Origin of the sequence: Cryptosporangium phraense, from assembly GCF_006912135.1 — a bacterium.
Taxonomy (GTDB): domain Bacteria; phylum Actinomycetota; class Actinomycetes; order Mycobacteriales; family Cryptosporangiaceae; genus Cryptosporangium; species Cryptosporangium phraense.
In genome coordinates this window covers 28,457-44,184 of record NZ_VIRS01000008.1, presented here as the reverse complement: position 1 = coordinate 44,184, position 15,728 = coordinate 28,457, and the positions used below count along the sequence as shown (strand labels likewise).

21 protein-coding genes are annotated in these 15,728 nt (G+C 71.9%); 9 read left to right on the top strand and 12 right to left on the bottom strand.

The annotated features are described in order from the left end of the window. Positions 1 to 4: 4 nt before the first annotated feature. From FL583_RS13275 to FL583_RS13265, 3 genes are all read right to left on the bottom strand, one after another. Positions 5 to 1,195: an AGE family epimerase/isomerase gene (locus FL583_RS13275; protein WP_205752100.1), complete on the bottom strand. Its 1,191-nt coding sequence runs from the start codon at positions 1,193 to 1,195 to the stop codon at positions 5 to 7. A 48-nt stretch (positions 1,196 to 1,243) separates the two neighbouring features. Beyond that, positions 1,244 to 1,609 carry an NUDIX hydrolase gene (locus FL583_RS13270; protein WP_205752099.1) on the bottom strand — a complete coding sequence of 122 codons (366 nt, stop codon included), beginning with the start codon at positions 1,607 to 1,609 and terminating at the stop codon, positions 1,244 to 1,246. Between the two features lie 559 nt (positions 1,610 to 2,168). Next, complete coding sequence (locus FL583_RS13265; protein ID WP_142704921.1) at positions 2,169 to 3,008, bottom strand: isocitrate lyase/PEP mutase family protein; 840 nt, start codon at positions 3,006 to 3,008, stop codon at positions 2,169 to 2,171. A gap of 103 nt (positions 3,009 to 3,111) precedes the next feature. Here FL583_RS13265 and FL583_RS13260 point away from each other — a divergent pair, with 103 nt between their 5' ends. Next, complete coding sequence (locus tag FL583_RS13260; protein WP_142704920.1) at positions 3,112 to 3,609, top strand: anthrone oxygenase family protein; 498 nt, start codon at positions 3,112 to 3,114, stop codon at positions 3,607 to 3,609. Here the strand turns inward: FL583_RS13260 and FL583_RS13255 are convergent. Next, the gene (locus FL583_RS13255) at positions 3,606 to 3,944 is read right to left on the bottom strand and encodes a YybH family protein (RefSeq protein WP_142704919.1); all 339 of its coding nucleotides are present in this window, start codon (positions 3,942 to 3,944) and stop codon (positions 3,606 to 3,608) included. The two genes, FL583_RS13260 and FL583_RS13255, sit on opposite strands and share 4 nt — an antisense overlap. Positions 3,945 to 4,014: 70 nt before the next feature. Between FL583_RS13255 and FL583_RS13250 the strand changes: the two genes are divergently transcribed. Beyond that, complete coding sequence (locus FL583_RS13250; RefSeq protein WP_142704918.1) at positions 4,015 to 4,890, top strand: LysR family transcriptional regulator; 876 nt, start codon at positions 4,015 to 4,017, stop codon at positions 4,888 to 4,890. Here FL583_RS13250 and FL583_RS13245 read toward each other — a convergent pair. Continuing rightward, a complete protein-coding gene (locus tag FL583_RS13245; protein ID WP_142704917.1) occupies positions 4,849 to 5,343 on the bottom strand; it encodes a hypothetical protein in 495 nt (164 codons plus the stop codon). The two genes, FL583_RS13250 and FL583_RS13245, sit on opposite strands and share 42 nt — an antisense overlap. A gap of 188 nt (positions 5,344 to 5,531) precedes the next feature. On the opposite strand from FL583_RS13245, the gene FL583_RS13240 reads away from it, so the two are divergent. Continuing rightward, the gene (locus tag FL583_RS13240) at positions 5,532 to 6,179 is read left to right on the top strand and encodes a GntR family transcriptional regulator (RefSeq protein ID WP_142704916.1); all 648 of its coding nucleotides are present in this window, start codon (positions 5,532 to 5,534) and stop codon (positions 6,177 to 6,179) included. A gap of 28 nt (positions 6,180 to 6,207) precedes the next feature. Here FL583_RS13240 and FL583_RS13235 read toward each other — a convergent pair whose 3' ends face one another. Further along, positions 6,208 to 6,606, bottom strand: coding sequence for an SRPBCC family protein (locus FL583_RS13235; protein ID WP_142704915.1), 399 nt, complete (start codon positions 6,604 to 6,606; stop codon positions 6,208 to 6,210). 35 nt (positions 6,607 to 6,641) lie between these two features. Between FL583_RS13235 and FL583_RS13230 the strand changes: the two genes are divergently transcribed. From FL583_RS13230 to FL583_RS13210, 5 genes are all read left to right on the top strand, one after another. Further along, the gene (locus tag FL583_RS13230; RefSeq protein WP_142704914.1) at positions 6,642 to 7,277 is read left to right on the top strand and encodes a maleylpyruvate isomerase N-terminal domain-containing protein; all 636 of its coding nucleotides are present in this window, start codon (positions 6,642 to 6,644) and stop codon (positions 7,275 to 7,277) included. Between the two features lie 58 nt (positions 7,278 to 7,335). Further along, positions 7,336 to 8,418 (top strand): sensor histidine kinase, encoded by a 1,083-nt coding sequence (locus tag FL583_RS13225; RefSeq protein WP_142704913.1) that lies wholly within the window; start codon positions 7,336 to 7,338, stop codon positions 8,416 to 8,418. Further along, positions 8,415 to 9,062: a response regulator transcription factor gene (locus FL583_RS13220; protein ID WP_205752098.1), complete on the top strand. Its 648-nt coding sequence runs from the start codon at positions 8,415 to 8,417 to the stop codon at positions 9,060 to 9,062. Before FL583_RS13225 ends, FL583_RS13220 begins: the two co-directional genes overlap by 4 nt. 94 nt (positions 9,063 to 9,156) lie before the next feature. Then, positions 9,157 to 9,573: a VOC family protein gene (locus FL583_RS13215; protein ID WP_142704912.1), complete on the top strand. Its 417-nt coding sequence runs from the start codon at positions 9,157 to 9,159 to the stop codon at positions 9,571 to 9,573. Further along, positions 9,570 to 10,457: an RNA polymerase subunit sigma-70 gene (locus FL583_RS13210; protein ID WP_142704911.1), complete on the top strand. Its 888-nt coding sequence runs from the start codon at positions 9,570 to 9,572 to the stop codon at positions 10,455 to 10,457. The genes FL583_RS13215 and FL583_RS13210 overlap by 4 nt, the downstream gene beginning before the upstream one ends. On the opposite strand, the gene FL583_RS13205 is transcribed toward FL583_RS13210, so the two are convergent. From FL583_RS13205 to FL583_RS13180, 6 genes are all read right to left on the bottom strand, one after another. Beyond that, positions 10,431 to 10,877 (bottom strand): hemerythrin domain-containing protein, encoded by a 447-nt coding sequence (locus FL583_RS13205; protein WP_142704910.1) that lies wholly within the window; start codon positions 10,875 to 10,877, stop codon positions 10,431 to 10,433. The genes FL583_RS13210 and FL583_RS13205 overlap by 27 nt on opposite strands. After that, positions 10,874 to 11,824, bottom strand: a complete 951-nt coding sequence (locus tag FL583_RS13200; protein WP_142704909.1) for a DNA polymerase domain-containing protein — start codon at positions 11,822 to 11,824, stop codon at positions 10,874 to 10,876. Before FL583_RS13200 ends, FL583_RS13205 begins: the two co-directional genes overlap by 4 nt. Continuing rightward, complete coding sequence (locus tag FL583_RS13195; protein ID WP_142704908.1) at positions 11,821 to 12,318, bottom strand: gluconokinase; 498 nt, start codon at positions 12,316 to 12,318, stop codon at positions 11,821 to 11,823. Before FL583_RS13195 ends, FL583_RS13200 begins: the two co-directional genes overlap by 4 nt. 17 nt (positions 12,319 to 12,335) lie before the next feature. Next, entirely contained in the window at positions 12,336 to 12,752 is a 417-nt protein-coding gene (locus FL583_RS13190; protein ID WP_142704907.1) for a VOC family protein, read from the bottom strand. A gap of 10 nt (positions 12,753 to 12,762) precedes the next feature. Then, positions 12,763 to 13,200, bottom strand: coding sequence for a helix-turn-helix transcriptional regulator (locus tag FL583_RS13185; RefSeq protein ID WP_142704906.1), 438 nt, complete (start codon positions 13,198 to 13,200; stop codon positions 12,763 to 12,765). A gap of 132 nt (positions 13,201 to 13,332) precedes the next feature. After that, positions 13,333 to 13,770, bottom strand: a complete 438-nt coding sequence (locus FL583_RS13180; protein WP_142704905.1) for an HNH endonuclease — start codon at positions 13,768 to 13,770, stop codon at positions 13,333 to 13,335. 85 nt (positions 13,771 to 13,855) lie between these two features. On the opposite strand from FL583_RS13180, the gene FL583_RS13175 reads away from it, so the two are divergent. Further along, positions 13,856 to 14,317, top strand: coding sequence for a PaaI family thioesterase (locus FL583_RS13175; protein WP_142704904.1), 462 nt, complete (start codon positions 13,856 to 13,858; stop codon positions 14,315 to 14,317). Positions 14,318 to 15,728: the final 1,411 nt, after the last annotated feature.

Sequence of the window (15,728 nt, the reverse complement as noted above, 5' to 3'; positions counted from 1 at the left end):
CTGTCTACTTGCGAGCGAGCGCGGCCGCCAGTGACGGGGTCAGCGGCAGCTGCGGGATCAGCGTCGCCTGCACCGCGTGGTACGCGTCCGGCTTTCCGCTCCAGACCGAGGCCGACGGGCGGTTCTCCGGGTCGAGCTCGTGGTGCCACGACCCCCGCTCGCGGTCGATCAGATAGCGCTCGGCGTACTCCCACCACTGCTGATAGGGCGCCTGGTACCGCTCGTCGCCGGTGGCGATCCACAGCGCCGCGGCCGCGTTCGTCGCCTCGTTGACGACCCAGTGCAGGCGGTCGCGCACGACCGGAACCCCGGACCAGTCGGTCGTGTAGACGAACCCGTCGGCGCCGTCCGCGGCCCAGCCGTCGGTCACCGCGCGGTCGAAGAGGCTCGTGGCGCCGTCGATCAGATCCGGGCTGACGTGCAGGCAGAGCCGGGACCACTCCAGGCCGTGCCCGATCGTCGCTCCGTAGGGCTGGAACTGGTGACGGGGCTGGTCGCGGTGGTACTCCAGCAGCGGGTTCCAGTCTTCGTCGAAGTGCTCGGGGATGCGCCACTCGTTGTTGCCGGCCCAGCCGAGCACCCGGCGGGCGATGCGCTCGGCCCGGGCCTGCCAGACCAGGTCACCGGTGGCGTCGGCGGCGGCCAGGTACGCCTCCACCGTGTGCATGTTCGCGTTGACGCCCCGGTACGGGTCGAGCACCGACCAGTCCCGGTTCCAGGAGTCGACGACCATGCCGTCGGCCTCGCGCCAGAAGTACTGCTCGTTCACGGCCAGCGCGTCGGTGAGCAGCGCCTCCGCCCCCGGACGCCCGGCCGCGACGGCGGACGACGCGGCCAGGATCACGAACGAGTGCGGGTAGGCGGCTTTGGCGTCGTCGACCACCGAGCCGTCGGCCGAGATCGACGAGAACCAGCCGTCGTTCTCCCGGTCGCGGAACGCGCCGTCGAGAGCGGCCAGCCCGTGGTCGACCAGCTCGGCCGCGCCCGGCCGGCCCAGCAGGGCGGCCAGCGCGAACACGTGGGTCATCCGGCAGGTGATCCACAGTTCGAGCGGATGGGCCTGGTCGAGGCTCCCGTCGTCGGTGAGCCAGCCGAACCCCACCGGGGCGGCCGATCGCGACGCGAACTCGAACAAGCGCTCCCGCTCGGCGTCGAGCCATGCCCGGTGCTCGGCGGAGTCGATCCAGTCGGCCACCCGTGTCCACCTCTCCCGCTCGGATTCCGGTGGAAGCGTATGCCCTGCTTACCCGAGGTACGGCAGCGGCCGGTCGGCCAGGCCGTGCCCGATCCGGCGGAGTGTCTCGGGTGGGATGTCGAGGGTGCGGAACTCGGTGGGGTCGACCCACCTCACGTCGGGGGACGTCGGCTCGCCGCTGAGTGGGTGCGCGCGGAAGCAGAGGGAGAGCTGCTCCGGGCCGTTGTAGACGCCGACCAGCCCGGTGACGAACACGTCGACGCCGGTCGTGTCGCGGGTTCGGCGGGCGACGGCGTCGACGAGACGTTCGCCGGGGGTCAGGTCGCCGCTCGGGAGGGCCCAGCGGGTGCGGTTGCGTCGAGTCATCAGCACTTGTCCGTCGCGCAGGACGAACGTGGAAGTCGCAAGCCTCACGGGTCTCCTAGCCAGTCGACCGACGCCTCCCCTAATATACCTCTCATTGGAATGAGAATCGCCCTCTCGAGCCCTGCCCCGATCGCGCGGTTCGCCGAGTTTTCGGGGCTTCGCGGGCCGTCAGAACCCCGGAAAGCCGACAGCCCGCGCTGCGGCCCACCCACTCCGTACAGTTGCCGCCCGAGACACCCGTGCATCACTTCGAGCCGGCCGGCTACGCCAGTACGGCCACCGCGCCCCGCAGTCCCGCTGGTGCTCGCGGCTGCATTCTTCAAAGGTCGGCTCGACCTCGAAGAACACGGCGCTCGGACAATGATCGCCGTGATATGGCGCGACCACACCGGCCAACCGATCAACACTGAGCGAGTTCGCACCCACCATCGGATTCCATCGCTGACCTGTCGCCGCAACACGGCGGCCGGCCGGCTTCGTCGACGGCCGACGCCGCTCGCCGCGATCCCAGTCAGGCCGACTCGGTGGGTGACCCGCGGCGGTAGCGGCGCGGCCACCGGGCGGGGCCTGGAACAGATCCGCGGCGCGTAGGCGGGACCACCTCGGATCAACGACGCATCGAGCCAGACGAGCTCCCCTCCGCGAAGGCGGAATCGGCGGCTGCCGCGCCCCGGGCCGACAGCGCGCGATACCCGTACGTCCCGGCGTCCCGGAACTCCGTCGCCGCCTGCACCAACGCCCCGATCGCCGCAAAAGCAAAGCTTCCGCCCACCGACACCCGCGCCACGCCCAGCTCCGCGAGCTCCGAAACCGACGGCGCACCCGCCACCGCCAGCACGTTCACCGGCCGGTCCACCGACGTGACGACCGCCCGAATCTCCTCGGCACTGGTCAGCCCAGGGGCATAGAGCACGTGCGCACCGGCCTCCGCGAACGCCTGCAGGCGCGCGATCGTGTCGCCCAGCTCCGCCCGACCGTACAAATAGTTCTCGGCTCGCGCGGTGAGCACCAACCGTGACCCCGCGGCCTCGGCGGCAGCCGCGATCCGCTCCGTCGCCAGCCCGAGATCGTAGATCGGATCGTCGTCGCGACCGGTGGCGTCCTCGATGGAGCAACCGGCCAGTCCGGCGCCGATCGCCGCACTGACCACGTCGGCCACCGCTCCGGGAGCGTCCGCGAAGCCGTTCTCGAGGTCGGCCGAGACCGGCACGTCGGTCGCCGCGGCGACGGCGGCGGCGTGGGCGAGGGCCTCCTCGCGGGAGATCTGGCCGTCGAGCCGGCCCAGCGTGGCGGCGAAGCCGCTGCTCGTCGTGGCGAGCGCGGTGAAGCCGAGGGAGGCGAGCAAAACCGCGGAGCCCGCGTCCCAGGGGTTCGGAAGCAGGAGCGGCCGATCGCCGGAGTGCAGGTCGAGGAAGCGCTGCGCCTTCGCAGCCTGGGAGTCGCTCATGGAGCGAAGATAGACGGCTGCGCATGGGGCTGAGGCTCCTGACGATGGTCGCGGCCGACCACCGGACGGTCTCCTGGAGTCACCCGAATCCAGGAGGCCCGCCATGCTGTTCCGGAACATCTCGCTGATAGCGGCAACCGCCGCATCCGGCCTCGCGGCCGGACTGTTCTACGCGTTCGCCTGTGCGGTCATGCCCGGCCTGCGCCAGACCGACGACAAGACCTTCGTGGACGCCATGCAGCGCATCAACGTCGCGATCCTGAACGGGTGGTTCGCGTTCGGCTTCGGCGGGGCGCTGCTGCTGACCGTCCTCGCCGCGGTCGTCCAGTGGCGCGCGGGCGCGACCACGACCGCGTACTGGATCGCGGTGGCGGTCGCGCTGTACGTCGCCGTGCTCGTCGTGACGTTCGCGGTCAACGTGCCGCTCAACGACCAGCTGAACGCGGCCGGGGCGCCCGACCGGATCGCCGACCTGGCCGCGGTCCGGGCCCGGTTCGAGACCAGCTGGGTCCGGTGGAACGTCCTGCGCGCGGTTCTCTCGACCGCGTCGTTCGTGACGCTCGCCTCCGCGATCGTCCGGCGCACCGAGGCACCGGCTTAGGCCTCGGGCCGGTCCAGGATGCGGAGCCAGGTGCCGTCGGGCTGGCGACGGGCCACCTGGGCCCGGCCGCCGGTTCCGTCGGCGGGCCGGGTGGCGGTGAGCGCCAGGTCGTCGAAGTACAGCGTCGGTACGGCTTCCTCGACCGACATCTCCGGCATCTGGGCCACGACGTTCTCGAACAGCGCGCGGATCGCGTCCCTCCCGACCGTGGTCCGTCCGGGCGGGAACCCGAGCACGGCGTCCGGCTCGTACAGCTCCGCGATGCCCGCCGCGTCGTTCGCGTTGGCCCGTTCGACGAACAGCCGGGCCAGGTCTTCGGGTGTCTGTGCAGTCATGGCTCCACCCTCCCCGGGCCCCAGCTAGACGTCAAAGAGCAGTTCGTTCTGCTTCCTAGAATCAACGGTTATGGAGCTCCGTCAGCTGGCGTACTTCCTCGCGGTCGCCGAGACCGGCAGTTTCACCCGCGCGGCCACCGCGGTCCGGGTCGCCCAGCCCGGGGTCAGCGCCCAGATCCGTCAGCTCGAACGCGAGCTCGGCCAGCCCCTCTTCGACCGGTCCGGACGCACGGTGCGCCTCACCGAGGTGGGCGAAGCCGTGCTGCCCTACGCCCGTGCCGCGCTCGCCGCCACCGAGGCGGCCCGGCACGCGGTGGACGAGCTGACCGGGCTGCTCCGGGGCCGGGTCTCGGTCGGCATGATCACCTCGTGCGGGCCGCTCGGGCTCCCCGAGATCCTCGCCGACTTCCACCGCAAGCACCCGGCCGTGGAGGTCACGCTCACCGAGGCGGACTCCGACGACCTGGTCGCCCGGCTGCACGCGGGCACCCTCGACGCGGCGATCATCGGGCTCCCGTCGGTGCCGCCCGCGGGGCTCGCAACCCAGATCGTCACCGACGAGCCGGTCGTCGGGGCGGTGGCAGCCGGTCAGAAAGGCCCGGCCGAGCTGTCGATCGCCGAGCTCGAGCACCGGCCGCTGATCAGCCTGCCGCGAGGCACCGGCATCCGGGCCCGCCTCGAGGACGCCTGCCGGGCCGCCGGGTTCACCCCGCAGATCGCGTTCGAGGCCAGCGACCCGTTCCTGCTCGCCGACCTCGCCGCGCGCGACCTGGGGTGCGCGATCCTGCCCGCCTCCGTCCGGGCACCCGGCGTCCGGACCGTTCCGCTCACCCCGGAGATCCGCGGCCAGCTGGCGCTGGCCTGGCGCGAGACCGGCCAGACCAACCCGGCCGCCCGCACGTTCCTAGCCGACGCCAGAGCCGCGCTGCCCGACTGCACGCCGTAGGTACGCGTTCGACGCCGGCCGGAACATGCATACGCACGCCGCCATCACGGCCGCCACGTGCACCGCCCGGATCGCGATCACCAGCGCCAGCTCCAGATCCGTCGACGCGAGCAGGGCACCCAGCGAGTGCCCGGCCAGCAGCCAGCCGATCGGCTCGGCCACCAGCGACAGCGTCCCGAACACCCCGAGGCCGACCGCGAGCACCCACCGCGCCCACGGATGCCCACGCCAGAGACGAGAAACCACCAGCAGCACCAGCGCGTAGATCACCGCGCGGACGCCGAGCCCGACCCCGAGCACTTCCGTCGACTCACCGTGCGACGCGAGCACCGCCACGGTCCCGATCGTCTCCACCACTCCGGCCCCGACCGCGGTCACCCACCACAGCGCCGCTGCCCGTACCGCCCGGGGCGGCCCGGGCACCACCGCCGACGGCCGAACGTCCTTCGTCAATACTCGCTCCACCATCTCGCACCCCTCGTTGATTGCCGAAGCGTGCGGTAATCCCGCACGCTACCGAGCGTGCGGCAATTCCATAGAAACAGCGTCCCGCCGAGGTATCGCAAACCTCTAACCCTGAGGTATGAAAATTCTCCGGGCCATAGAGCGCCGGTCAAAAATAAATCCGCGATAATAGGTCCATGCCCGAATCCCTCTCGCAGCAGATCTACGCGACCCTGCGCGAGGGCATCATCCGGGGCGAGTACCCACAAGGGTCGCGACTGGCCGAACAACGGCTCGCGGAGAAACTCGACGTTTCCCGCGTGCCGTTACGCGAGGCAGTGCCCCTGTTGGAGCGGGACGGATTCGTCGAGACGCTGCCCCGGCGCGGCGCCATCGTCGCGAGCTGGTCGATTAGCGCCACTAAGGACCTATTCGACCTACGTTCGGTTCTCGAAGTCGGCGCAACCGTCCACGCGGCCCGCCGAGTGGCGTCCGGCGCATCGGTCGAGCCGCTGGCTCGCGCACTGAAAGAGTCGGAGGAGAGCGTCCCGCGCGGCGACCGATATCGCATTGCGATAGCCCGTTCCGGATTTAGTGATGCGATCGTGGAACTGACCGGGAACGCGTTGATGGCAACGCTGATGCGCCCGCTTTCCGGGCGCATGACATGGCTGTACTACTTGACCTCGGAGTTGGACGGCTCCGATCCGGTACTCGGCCACCGGCAGCTCTATCGCGCGATCTCGTCCGGTGACGAGCGGCTCGCCGAAGCCGTCTCCTATGCGCGCGTCGAGGCCGATCGGCGTGACTCCCTCAAGGCCCTCGCGCAAATCGGCATCGAATAGCTGGCGCAATTCGCGTCAACCAACTGCGTCAGGCCGCCCGTCCCGTCTCCACGTACGACACGAGGCTCGACAGCACGAACGGCCACCCGATCGCCACGACCGCCACCTGATCGTCCGGCACCCCGTCGTGGGTCACGGTCAGCCGCACCCCGCCCGGCACCGGTTCGACGTCGAACGTGACCCGCGACTCCCCCTCCCGCTCCGGCCGCGCCCAGGTGTGCGCGAGCCGCCGGGGCGGATCGAACTCGAGCACCTCCCCCACCACGTCGAGGCCGCCGTCGCTGACCCGGCGGTGCTCCCAGGGCTCCCCCGGCGTCCAGGTCGAGACGTTGTGGTGCCCCCAGTAGTGCGCGGTGCGCGCCGGATCGATCAACGCGTTCCAGACGCGTCCGGGCGAGGCGGCGATGACCGTGGAGTAGATCAGCACGAAAAGGAGTGTCCCGTGCCCGTAGTGTTTCTGCCATGGAACCCGTCACCGGTGACGACGTGACCGCCGGCGTCAACCTGCTCCGGCGCGCGTTCGCCGACGTGCCCGACAACGCCTGGCGGGTTCCGGCCGGCGACCTGGCCTGGAGTTGCTGGGAGACGCTCGAGCACCTCATCGACGACCTGTTCTCCTACGCGATCCAGGTCGCCGCCTCCGATCCGCCGCGCGACGACCTGGTGCCGTTCGCCTACCACGCGGCCCGCGAGGGCGGGCCGATGAACTCGCTGTTCCTGCAGCCCAGCGCGGGCACCGCCGGGTTACTCCAGTCGCTCGAGGTGTGCGGGGTGTTCCTGGCCGGCGCGGTCCGCGACGCCCCGCCCGACCGTCGCGCGCACCACGGCTACGGACTGTCCGATCCGGAGGGCTTCGCGGCGATGGGCGTCGTCGAGACGCTGGTCCACGGCGAGGACCTGGCCCGCGGGCTCCGCCGCCCGTGGTGCCCACCGGCCGACCTCTGCGCCCGGTCGCTCCACCGGCTGTTCCCGGACGCCCCGGCCGACACCGACCCCTGGGTCACGCTGCTCTGGGCGACCGGCCGCGGCACGCTACCGGGCCACCCCGACCAGGGCACGAAGTGGCGTTGGGAAGCCCGCCCGGTCGCTGACCGATAAGTCCGGTCCGAGACCAAGGTCGTCGCCGGATCCCCCGGGCACCCCTTACCGTAAAGCCGTGAAGCGGATCGACGCCGGCCTGATCGGGCTGTCGGCGCTGCTCGGCCTGTTCTTCGTCGCCGACTCCCACCTTGAGTACCCGGCCGTCGACGTCACGATCGGCGTCCTGGCCGTCGCCGGGCCGCTGGTGGCCCGCCGCCGCTGGACGGTCCCGATCGCGATCGGGCTGATCCCGCTGATGGTGTTCTCGACGACGTCGATGGGGCCGGCCGCGGTGACGCTCGCGCTCGTCGCCCGCTACCGCTCCTGGCCGGTGACGCTCGCGGTCGCCGGTACCCACGCGGCCCTCGTCACCGGCGCGTTCACCGCGGTCGCCTACGGGCAGCCGGAGTACGGAATCGCGATCATCGCCGTGCTCGCGCTGGACGTCGCCCTCGTCGCGGTCGGCCGGCTCGTCCGGTCGCAGCGGCTGCTCGTCCAGTCGTGGCAGGCGCGGGCCCGGGAGGCCGAGGAGGGCCAGCGGCTCCGGGTCGAGGAGGCCCGCCACGCCGAGCGCGAGCGGATCGCCCGCGAGATGCACGACGTGCTCGCGCACCGGATCTCGCTGCTCGCCGTCCACGCGGGCGCGCTCGAGGTGCGCCGCACCGCGCCCGACGACGAGCGGCGCGCGGCCGGCGTCGTCCGCGAGTCCGCGTACGCGGCGCTGGAGGACCTCCGCGCGGTCATCGGCCTGCTCCGCGAGCCCGGCGACGCCGACCGTCCGCAGCCGACGCTGGCCGACGTGCCCGCGCTGATCGAGCAGTCCCGCGAGGCCGGCACCCCGATCACGTTCGACGACCGCCGCCGCGACGAGGCGAGCGCCGAGAACGCGGGCCGGCACGTCTACCGGGTCGTCCAGGAGGGGCTCACGAACGCCCGCAAGCACGCGCCGGACGCCCCGGTCCGCATCGTGCTGGCCGAGCGCGACCGCGGGCTGGCCGTCGAGATCACGAACGCGCTGACCGGCCCGTCGTGGTTGCCCGGCGCGGGCAGCGGCCTCGTCGGCCTGGGCGAACGCATGCAGCTGGTCGGTGGCCGCCTGGAGCACGGCCGCACCGACGGCGGCGACTTCCGCCTGTACGCCTGGGTGCCGTCGTCGTGACCGTCCGGGTCCTGATCGTGGACGACGACGCGCTGGTCCGCGCCGGTCTGGAGATGATGCTCGGCCAGTTCGACGACCTCGCCGTCGTCGGCTCGATCGGTGACGGCGCCGACGTCCCACCGGCCGTCAACGACGTGCGTCCGGACGTCGTCCTGATGGACATTCGGATGCCGTTGATCGACGGGCTGACGGCGACGGAGCAGGTGCGAGCACGGCCGGACCCACCCGAGGTGATCGTGCTGACCACGTTCGACACGGATCGGCACATCCGGCGGGCGATGCGGGCCGGGGCGAGCGGGTTCCTGCTCAAGCACACGCCGCCGGCCGAGATCGCGGAGGCGATCCGCCGGGTCGCCGGCGGGGAGCCGATGCTGTCGCCGGACGTGATCCGGCGGGTGATGACGTTCGCCGCCGAGCCGGCCCCCGACCTGCGGCGGGACGAGGCGCGGCGGCGGCTGCAGTCGCTGTCCGAGGGCGAGCGGTCGGTGGCGACGCTGGTCGGACGCGGCCGCACGAACTCCGAGATCGGCCGCGAGCTGCTGATGAGCACGGCCACGGTCAAGGCCTACATGACGAGGATCCTGACGAAACTCGACCTCACCAACCGGGTCCAGGTAGCCCTGCTGGTCCACGACGCGGAGTGACGGCGCTCGGCCGGGATCCATCGCTCGACCGATGAGTTTCCGGGGTGTCCGTCGTTGTACAAGATGACAACGTCGCCGCCGCTAGGAGCGCATCGTGGATTACAAGCTGGAAGTCGTCATCGTCCCGGTCGCCGACATCGACCTCGCCAAGGCCTTCTACCTCGACCGGATGGGCTTCCGGCTGGACGTCGACTACAGCGCCGGACCGGACTTCCGGGTCGTGCAGCTCACCCCGAGCGGCTCGCACTGCTCCATCACGCTGATGCGTAACCAGATGGCGCCCGGCTCGCAGAAAGGCCTGCACCTCGTCGTCGACGACCTGGAGGCGGCCCGGAAGGAGCTCGCCGACCGCGGGCTGGCCGTCGGGGAGCCGTTCCACTTCGGCCCCGAGGGCCAGACGCCCGGCCTGCACCCGGAGCGCGCCAGCTACGGCTCGTTCCTGCAGATCGACGACCCGGACGGCAACGTGTGGCTGCTGCAGGAGGTCACCGACCGGACGCCCCGAGGATGAACCTAGAGGGCCACCGCCGCGAGCTGCACGTCCACTGCTACCGCATGCTCGCGTCGTTCGACGACGCCGAGGACGCGGTCCAGGAGACGTTCCTGCGCGCGTGGCGGGGCCGGGAGCGCGTCGAGGGCAGCACCGAGGTCCGGGCCTGGCTGTACCGGATCGCGACCAACGTCTGCCTCGACGCGCTCCGCCGCACCGCCCGGTCGCCGTCGACCGACCCGCACTGGCTGCAGCCCTACCCCGACCAGCTGCTGCCCGAGTCGGTCGTCGAGTCCCGGGAGACGATCGCGCTGGCGTTCATCGTCGCGCTGCAGGTCCTGCCGCCGCGTCAGCGGGCCGTGTTCCTGGCCCGGGACGTGCTCGGCTGGCCGGCCGCCGACGCGGCGGCGATGCTGGGAATCAGCGTCGCCGCCGCGAACAGCGCGCTGCAGCGGGCCCGTTCTCAACTCTCCGGACGGGTGCCCGCGCGGTCGGAGTGGACGGCCCCGGTGCTGACCGTCGAAGACAAGGCCTTGCTGGCCGAGTTCGTCCGGGCCAACGAGGAGAACGATCCCGGCGCCGCGGTGCGGATCGCCGCGCAGGACATCCGGATCACGATGCCACCGGATCACCTCGAGTTCCGCGGGCTGGACGCGATCGCGCCGTTGATCGAGCGGGCGGTCGGCCCGCAGCGCGAGGGCGACTGGAGGCTCGTCCCGACCGCGGTCAACCGGATGCCGGCCGCGGCCAGTTACCTGCGCCGGCCGGGCGATTCGCTGTTCCGCGGGTTCAAGCTCGACGTGCTGCGGGTGGTGGACGGCCGGATCGCCGAGATCACGACGTTCGGGGTCTCCACGTTCGCCGCGCTCGGGCTGCCGTCAGTGCGAGCTGAAGAGGCCGGCTAGTGCCTCGCGGATCCGGTCGACCACCCGGTGGGCGGGTTCGGGGTGGGCCGAGTCCTCGGCGACCCGCAGCGCGTGCCCCATCCGCTGCCGTTCCTCGAGCGGCAGCCGCTCCCGGACCAGCGGGAACTCCTCGAGCTCCTCGTGGTCGGCGTGCGCGACGATCTCGACCGCGAGCCGGGTGAACCGCGCGTCGAAGTCGGCCGACGACGGATCCAGCCGCTCGAGCTCGGCCAGCAGCTCGGTGCCGTGGTGCTCCTGCGCGACGAGCGCGTCGACCCCGTCGGACAGGCCGCGCATCCGCGGGTGCAGCACCAGCTGCTCGGCAGTCTCGTGCACGGTGATGAGCCGGCGCAGGTCCGCGAACGCCGCCGCCCGGGCCGGCCCGGTCGCGCTTGCGACCTCGCCGGACAAAACCCTCATTCCTCCGCTTGCTTGCGGGCGGCCGCTTTGCGGCGCTTCCCCTCGTGCATCGCCTGCACCCGGGCGACCGGGATCGTGTGCCCCTCCGCGACCAGCCCGGCGTCCAACGCCTGCGGCGCCGGCATCGCGTCGGCCCACGGGTCCGCCTTCTCCACCAATGCGGACGCGTTCCGCAGCGTGAAATCGCGCGGCGACACCGATTCGAGGTCGTCCCAGGGCACCGGGAACGAAACCGGGGTGCCCGGCCGGATCCGCGGGCTGTACACCGACACGACGGTCGCGCCGCCGGCCCGGGTCGCGTCGAGGAAGACCTTGTCGCCGCGGTCCTCCCGGATGAACGCGGTGGTCGCCAGCGCGGGATCGAGCTTCTCGGCCCGCACCGCGAGCGCGCGCTGGGCGGCGGCGACGTCCTCGTGGGTCGCTTCGGCCAGCGGCACGAAGATGTGCAGGCCCTTGGCGCCGCTCGTCTTCACCGCGCCGGCCATGTTCACGTCGTCGAGGGCGGCCTTGACCAGCAGCGCGGCCTTCGCCGCGACCGCGAACGGGTGCCCCTCGGGCGGGTCGATGTCCATGATCAGGTGCGTCGGGCGGTCCCAGTGGTCGGCCCGCACCAGCGCCGCGTGGTACTCGATCGCCCGCTGGTTGGCGAACCAGAGCAGGGTCTTCCGGTCGTTGCAGAGCCCGTAGGTGACCTGCCGGTGCGACGACTCGGCCCAGTGCTCGACCCGCGGCACCCACTCCGGCGTGTACTTCGGCAGGTTCTTCTGCATGAACGGCCGCTGGCCGCGCAGCAGCCGCATCACCGAGAGCGGCCGGTCGTGCAGGTGCGGGATGATCCGGTCGCGGACGGCGTCCAGGTACTCGACCAGGTCGCCCTTGGTCGCGTCGGACCCGTCGAACAGTGGCTGGTCGAGGTTGGTCAGGGTGACGCCGTCGCGCTCGGTCATAGCCGGTTCAACGCCTCCTCGACGATCTGCTCGGGCGTCTGCGTGCCGTCGATCGCGGCGCCGTTCTCGTCGTCCTGGAGCAGTTCGAGGGTCGCGAACTGCGAGTCGACGAGCGACACCGGCATGAAGTGGTGCTTGCGCTCGCTCACCCGCTTGAGAATCGTCTCCCGGTCGACGTCCACGTGCAGGAACCAGACGTCCGGATCGCCTTCGCGCAGCTTGTCGCGGTAGGCGCGCTTGAGCGACGAGCACGGGATCACGCCGCCGTCGGCGGCGTGATCCCGGAGCCAGTCGGCGATCCTGGCGAGCCACGGCCACCGGTCCTCGTCGGTCAGCGGGTGACCGGCGGTCATCTTGGCGATGTTCTCCGGCGGGTGCAGGTCGTCGCCCTCGGCGAAGTCGACGCCGAGCTTCTCGGCCAGGAGCTGCCCGATCGTGCTCTTACCGCAACCGGTCACACCCATCACGACGACGGTCGGCTTCGTTGCTCGCATATCGCCCGATCGTAGTGTCAGCTGAACGGACGGGGCTCGACGAGCACCATCCAGTTACCGGAGTTGTCCCGGGCGACGGCCTCGACGCCGTACGGGCGCTCCTCCGGGGCTTGGATGAACTCGACGCCCTTGGCCAGCAGGTCGTCGTAGGTCTTCCGGCAGTCGTCGACGCTCAGGCCGAGGCCGTGCATGCCGCCTTCGTCCAGCGCCCGGGTGATCGCGTCGACCATCTCGGGCGAGTGCGGCGGCCCCGGGACCGTGAGGTGGACCTGGAGTTCGGGCTGGCTCGGGTGCATGACCGTGCACCAGCGGTAGGAGCCGTCGGAGAGCGTGATGTCGGTGTGCTCGGCGAACCCGAGTACGTCGATGTAGAAGGCCTTGGAGGCGTCGACGTCCTTGACGAAGACGCTGGTGATGGCGATGTTCGTGATCATGCGGGTGAGGTTAGTTTTGCTCGTCGGGAGGGGGCTTCTCCTCGCTTGCTCTTTCCGCCAGACCCCACATCAGGATGAAGCAGCCCGGGATGTGGGGTGCGCCGGAGGCAGCCCAGCGGCGCTGGAATTCCGTCGGGGTCTCGCCGACGAGGTCGCGGAAGCGGCTGCTGAACGATCCCAGGCTGGCGAAGCCGACCTCGACGCAGACCTCGGTGACCGTGAGGTTGGTGGCGCGGAGGAGGTCCTGGGCCCGTTCGACCCGGCGTTGCGAGACGTAGGCCGCGGGTGAGAGCCCGTAGGTCGCGGTGAAGGTGCGCTGGAAGTAGTACTTGGAGAGGCCGGCGACGGTGGCCAGTGTTTCGAGGTCGAGCGGTTCGCGGTAGTGGAGGTCGGCGTGGTCGCGGGCTCGTCGCAGGTGGACGAGCAGGTCCCCGGGCACGCGCCGCACGCCCCGAGCGTAGCGAGGCCGCGCCCGGGCCGGCGGGGCGCCGCCGAGCAAGGCGAGGCCCCGGCCCCGGCCCCGGCCGCGGCCGGCGGGGGCGCCGTTGGGGGTGCCCCTCGCCGGATGCGTCGGGTTCGATCAGCGGGCCAGGGCCGACCAGGTGGGCGACGCGGGGGTGAGGCGGAGGGGCATCCGGGCCTCGGCCGGCGTCCGGTCACCCTTCCGCTGGTTGCACGGACCGCAGGCCGCGACCGTGTTCGACCAGCTGTTGACCCCGCCGCGCGACCGCGGCAGCACGTGATCGACGGTCGAGGCCGGGCGTCCGCAGTACCCGCAGCGACGCCCGTCCCGAGCCAGTACACCGGCCCGGGACCAGCCCGGCCCACGACTGTGCCGCCACCGGGTCACGACGTAGTTCACGAGCCGCACGACCCGAGGCGCCGGATAGGTGCCGACAAGGCGGCCGGGGTGAGACTCGTGCACCTCGGCGACGCGTCGGACCAACATCCGGACCGCGTGCCGGAAACTGACCCGGTGCAGCGGGCCGAGGTCGGCGTTCAATACGAGGACGTCCACCGGGTCTCCTTTCTTTCGGTTGATGGTGGGACCCCGGCGCAGTCCCCGACAACGGAATTACCTCGGTATAAGGCACGATCGGGGCATGACCGACGAGGTGCTGAGCATTCAGGAACGGCTCTATCCGGACCTGGCCTGCTTCGGATGCGGGCACGCCAACGACCGCGGACTGAAACTTCGGAGCTACGAAGCGGACGGCTACGTGGTCGCCACGTTCACCCCGTGGCCGGAACACGACAACGGGCTGGGCTACCTCAACGGCGGCATCATCTCGACGGTCCTCGATTGCCACAGCGCCGCCGCCGTGACGTCCGAAGCGACCCACCGAGGCTGGCCCGCCCTCCCGGGCGCCGCGCTGCCGTACGTGACGGCGGGCCTGAACGTGCGCTACCTACGCCCGAGTCCTCTGCACGAGGCAGTAGAACTCCGGGCGACGATCACGGCCGCCAGTGAGGCCGAGATGACCGCGGAGGTGGAGCTGATCTGGGACGACAAGCCCCGAGCCACCGCCACCGCCCACTGGAAACGCTGGCGCCCCCGCCCCTAGCCCGGCCCGCCCACCGCACGCCGGCCCAATCAAGCCGATAGGCCGCTACCTCACCGCCCCGCCACCGGACCGCCGCACGCCGAGACACTGACCCACCGAGACGAGAGCCAGCAACAACAGGACCGCCGCGACGATGCCCCACCGAGCACCGATGCGGCGGGGGCGGCCATGGAAGCGGCCCCAACGGCGGTGATGGTGGCTACGGCAGCCGACGCGCCGCAACGTCGGCGGTGACTACGGCAGCGGGCGCGGACGCAGGTACGGCCGCAACGGCGCCGGCTGTGGCTGCGGCTGCGGCTGCGGCTGCAACGGTGCCGGTGGCAGCGGCAACGGGCACGCCGCAACGCCGACGGTGCCGCTGGCAGCGGCAACGGACGCGCCGCACGGCGGCGGTAGCGGTAGCTGCAGTGGAAGCGGCCGCAACGGCGGCGGTGGCTACGGCAGCGGGCGCAGGTGCAGGTGCGAAGGCGGCGGGAGCGGCGGCTGCGGACCACAACGATGGCGGTGCCGGTGGCAGCGACAACTGGCGCGCCGCACGGCGGCGGTAGCGGCGGCTGCGGACGCAACGGTGCCGGTGGCAGCGGCAACGGACGCGCCGCAACGCCGACGGTGCCGCTGGCAGCGGCAACGGACGCGCCGCACGGCGGCGGTAGCGGTAGCTGCAGTGGAAGCGGCCGCGACGGCCGCGGTGGCTACGGCAGCGGGCGCAGGTGCGGCCGCGACGGCGGCGGGAGCGGCGGCTGCTGACCGCAACGATGGCGGTGCCGGTGGCAGCGGCAACGGACGCGCCAGAACGCCGACGGTGACTACGGCGGTAGCAGCGGCTGCGGAGGCGGCCGCAACGGCGGCGGTGCCGATGGCAGCAGGTGCCGCGGCAACGGCGGCGGTGACTACGGCAGCGGGCGCAGGTGCAGGTGCGACGGCGGCGGGAGCGGCGGCTGCGGACCGCAACGATGGCGGGGCCGGCGGCAGCGGCAACGGACGCGCCGCAACGCCGACGGTGACTACGGCGGTAGCAGCGGCTGCGGAGGCGGCCGCAACGGCGGCGGTGCCGATGGCAGCAGGTGCCGCGGCAACGGCGGCGGTGACTACGGCAGCGGGCGCGGGTGCAGGTGCGGCCGCAACAGAGGCGGTGGCTGCGGCAGCGGGCGCGGGCGCGGGTGCGACGGCGGCGGCGGTAGCGGTGGCTGCCGACGCAACGGTGGCGGTGCCGGTGGGAGCGGCGGCGGGCGCCGCATCGGCGGCGGTAGCTGCGGCAACGGGCGCCGCAACGGCGGCGGTAGCGATAGCTGCAGTGGAAACGGCCGCAACGACTGCGGTAGCAGCGGCTGCGGAGGCGGCGGCGGCGCCGATGGCAGCGGGTGCCGCTGCCACGGCGGCGGTGGCGGTAGCGGTGGCTGCGGACGCAACG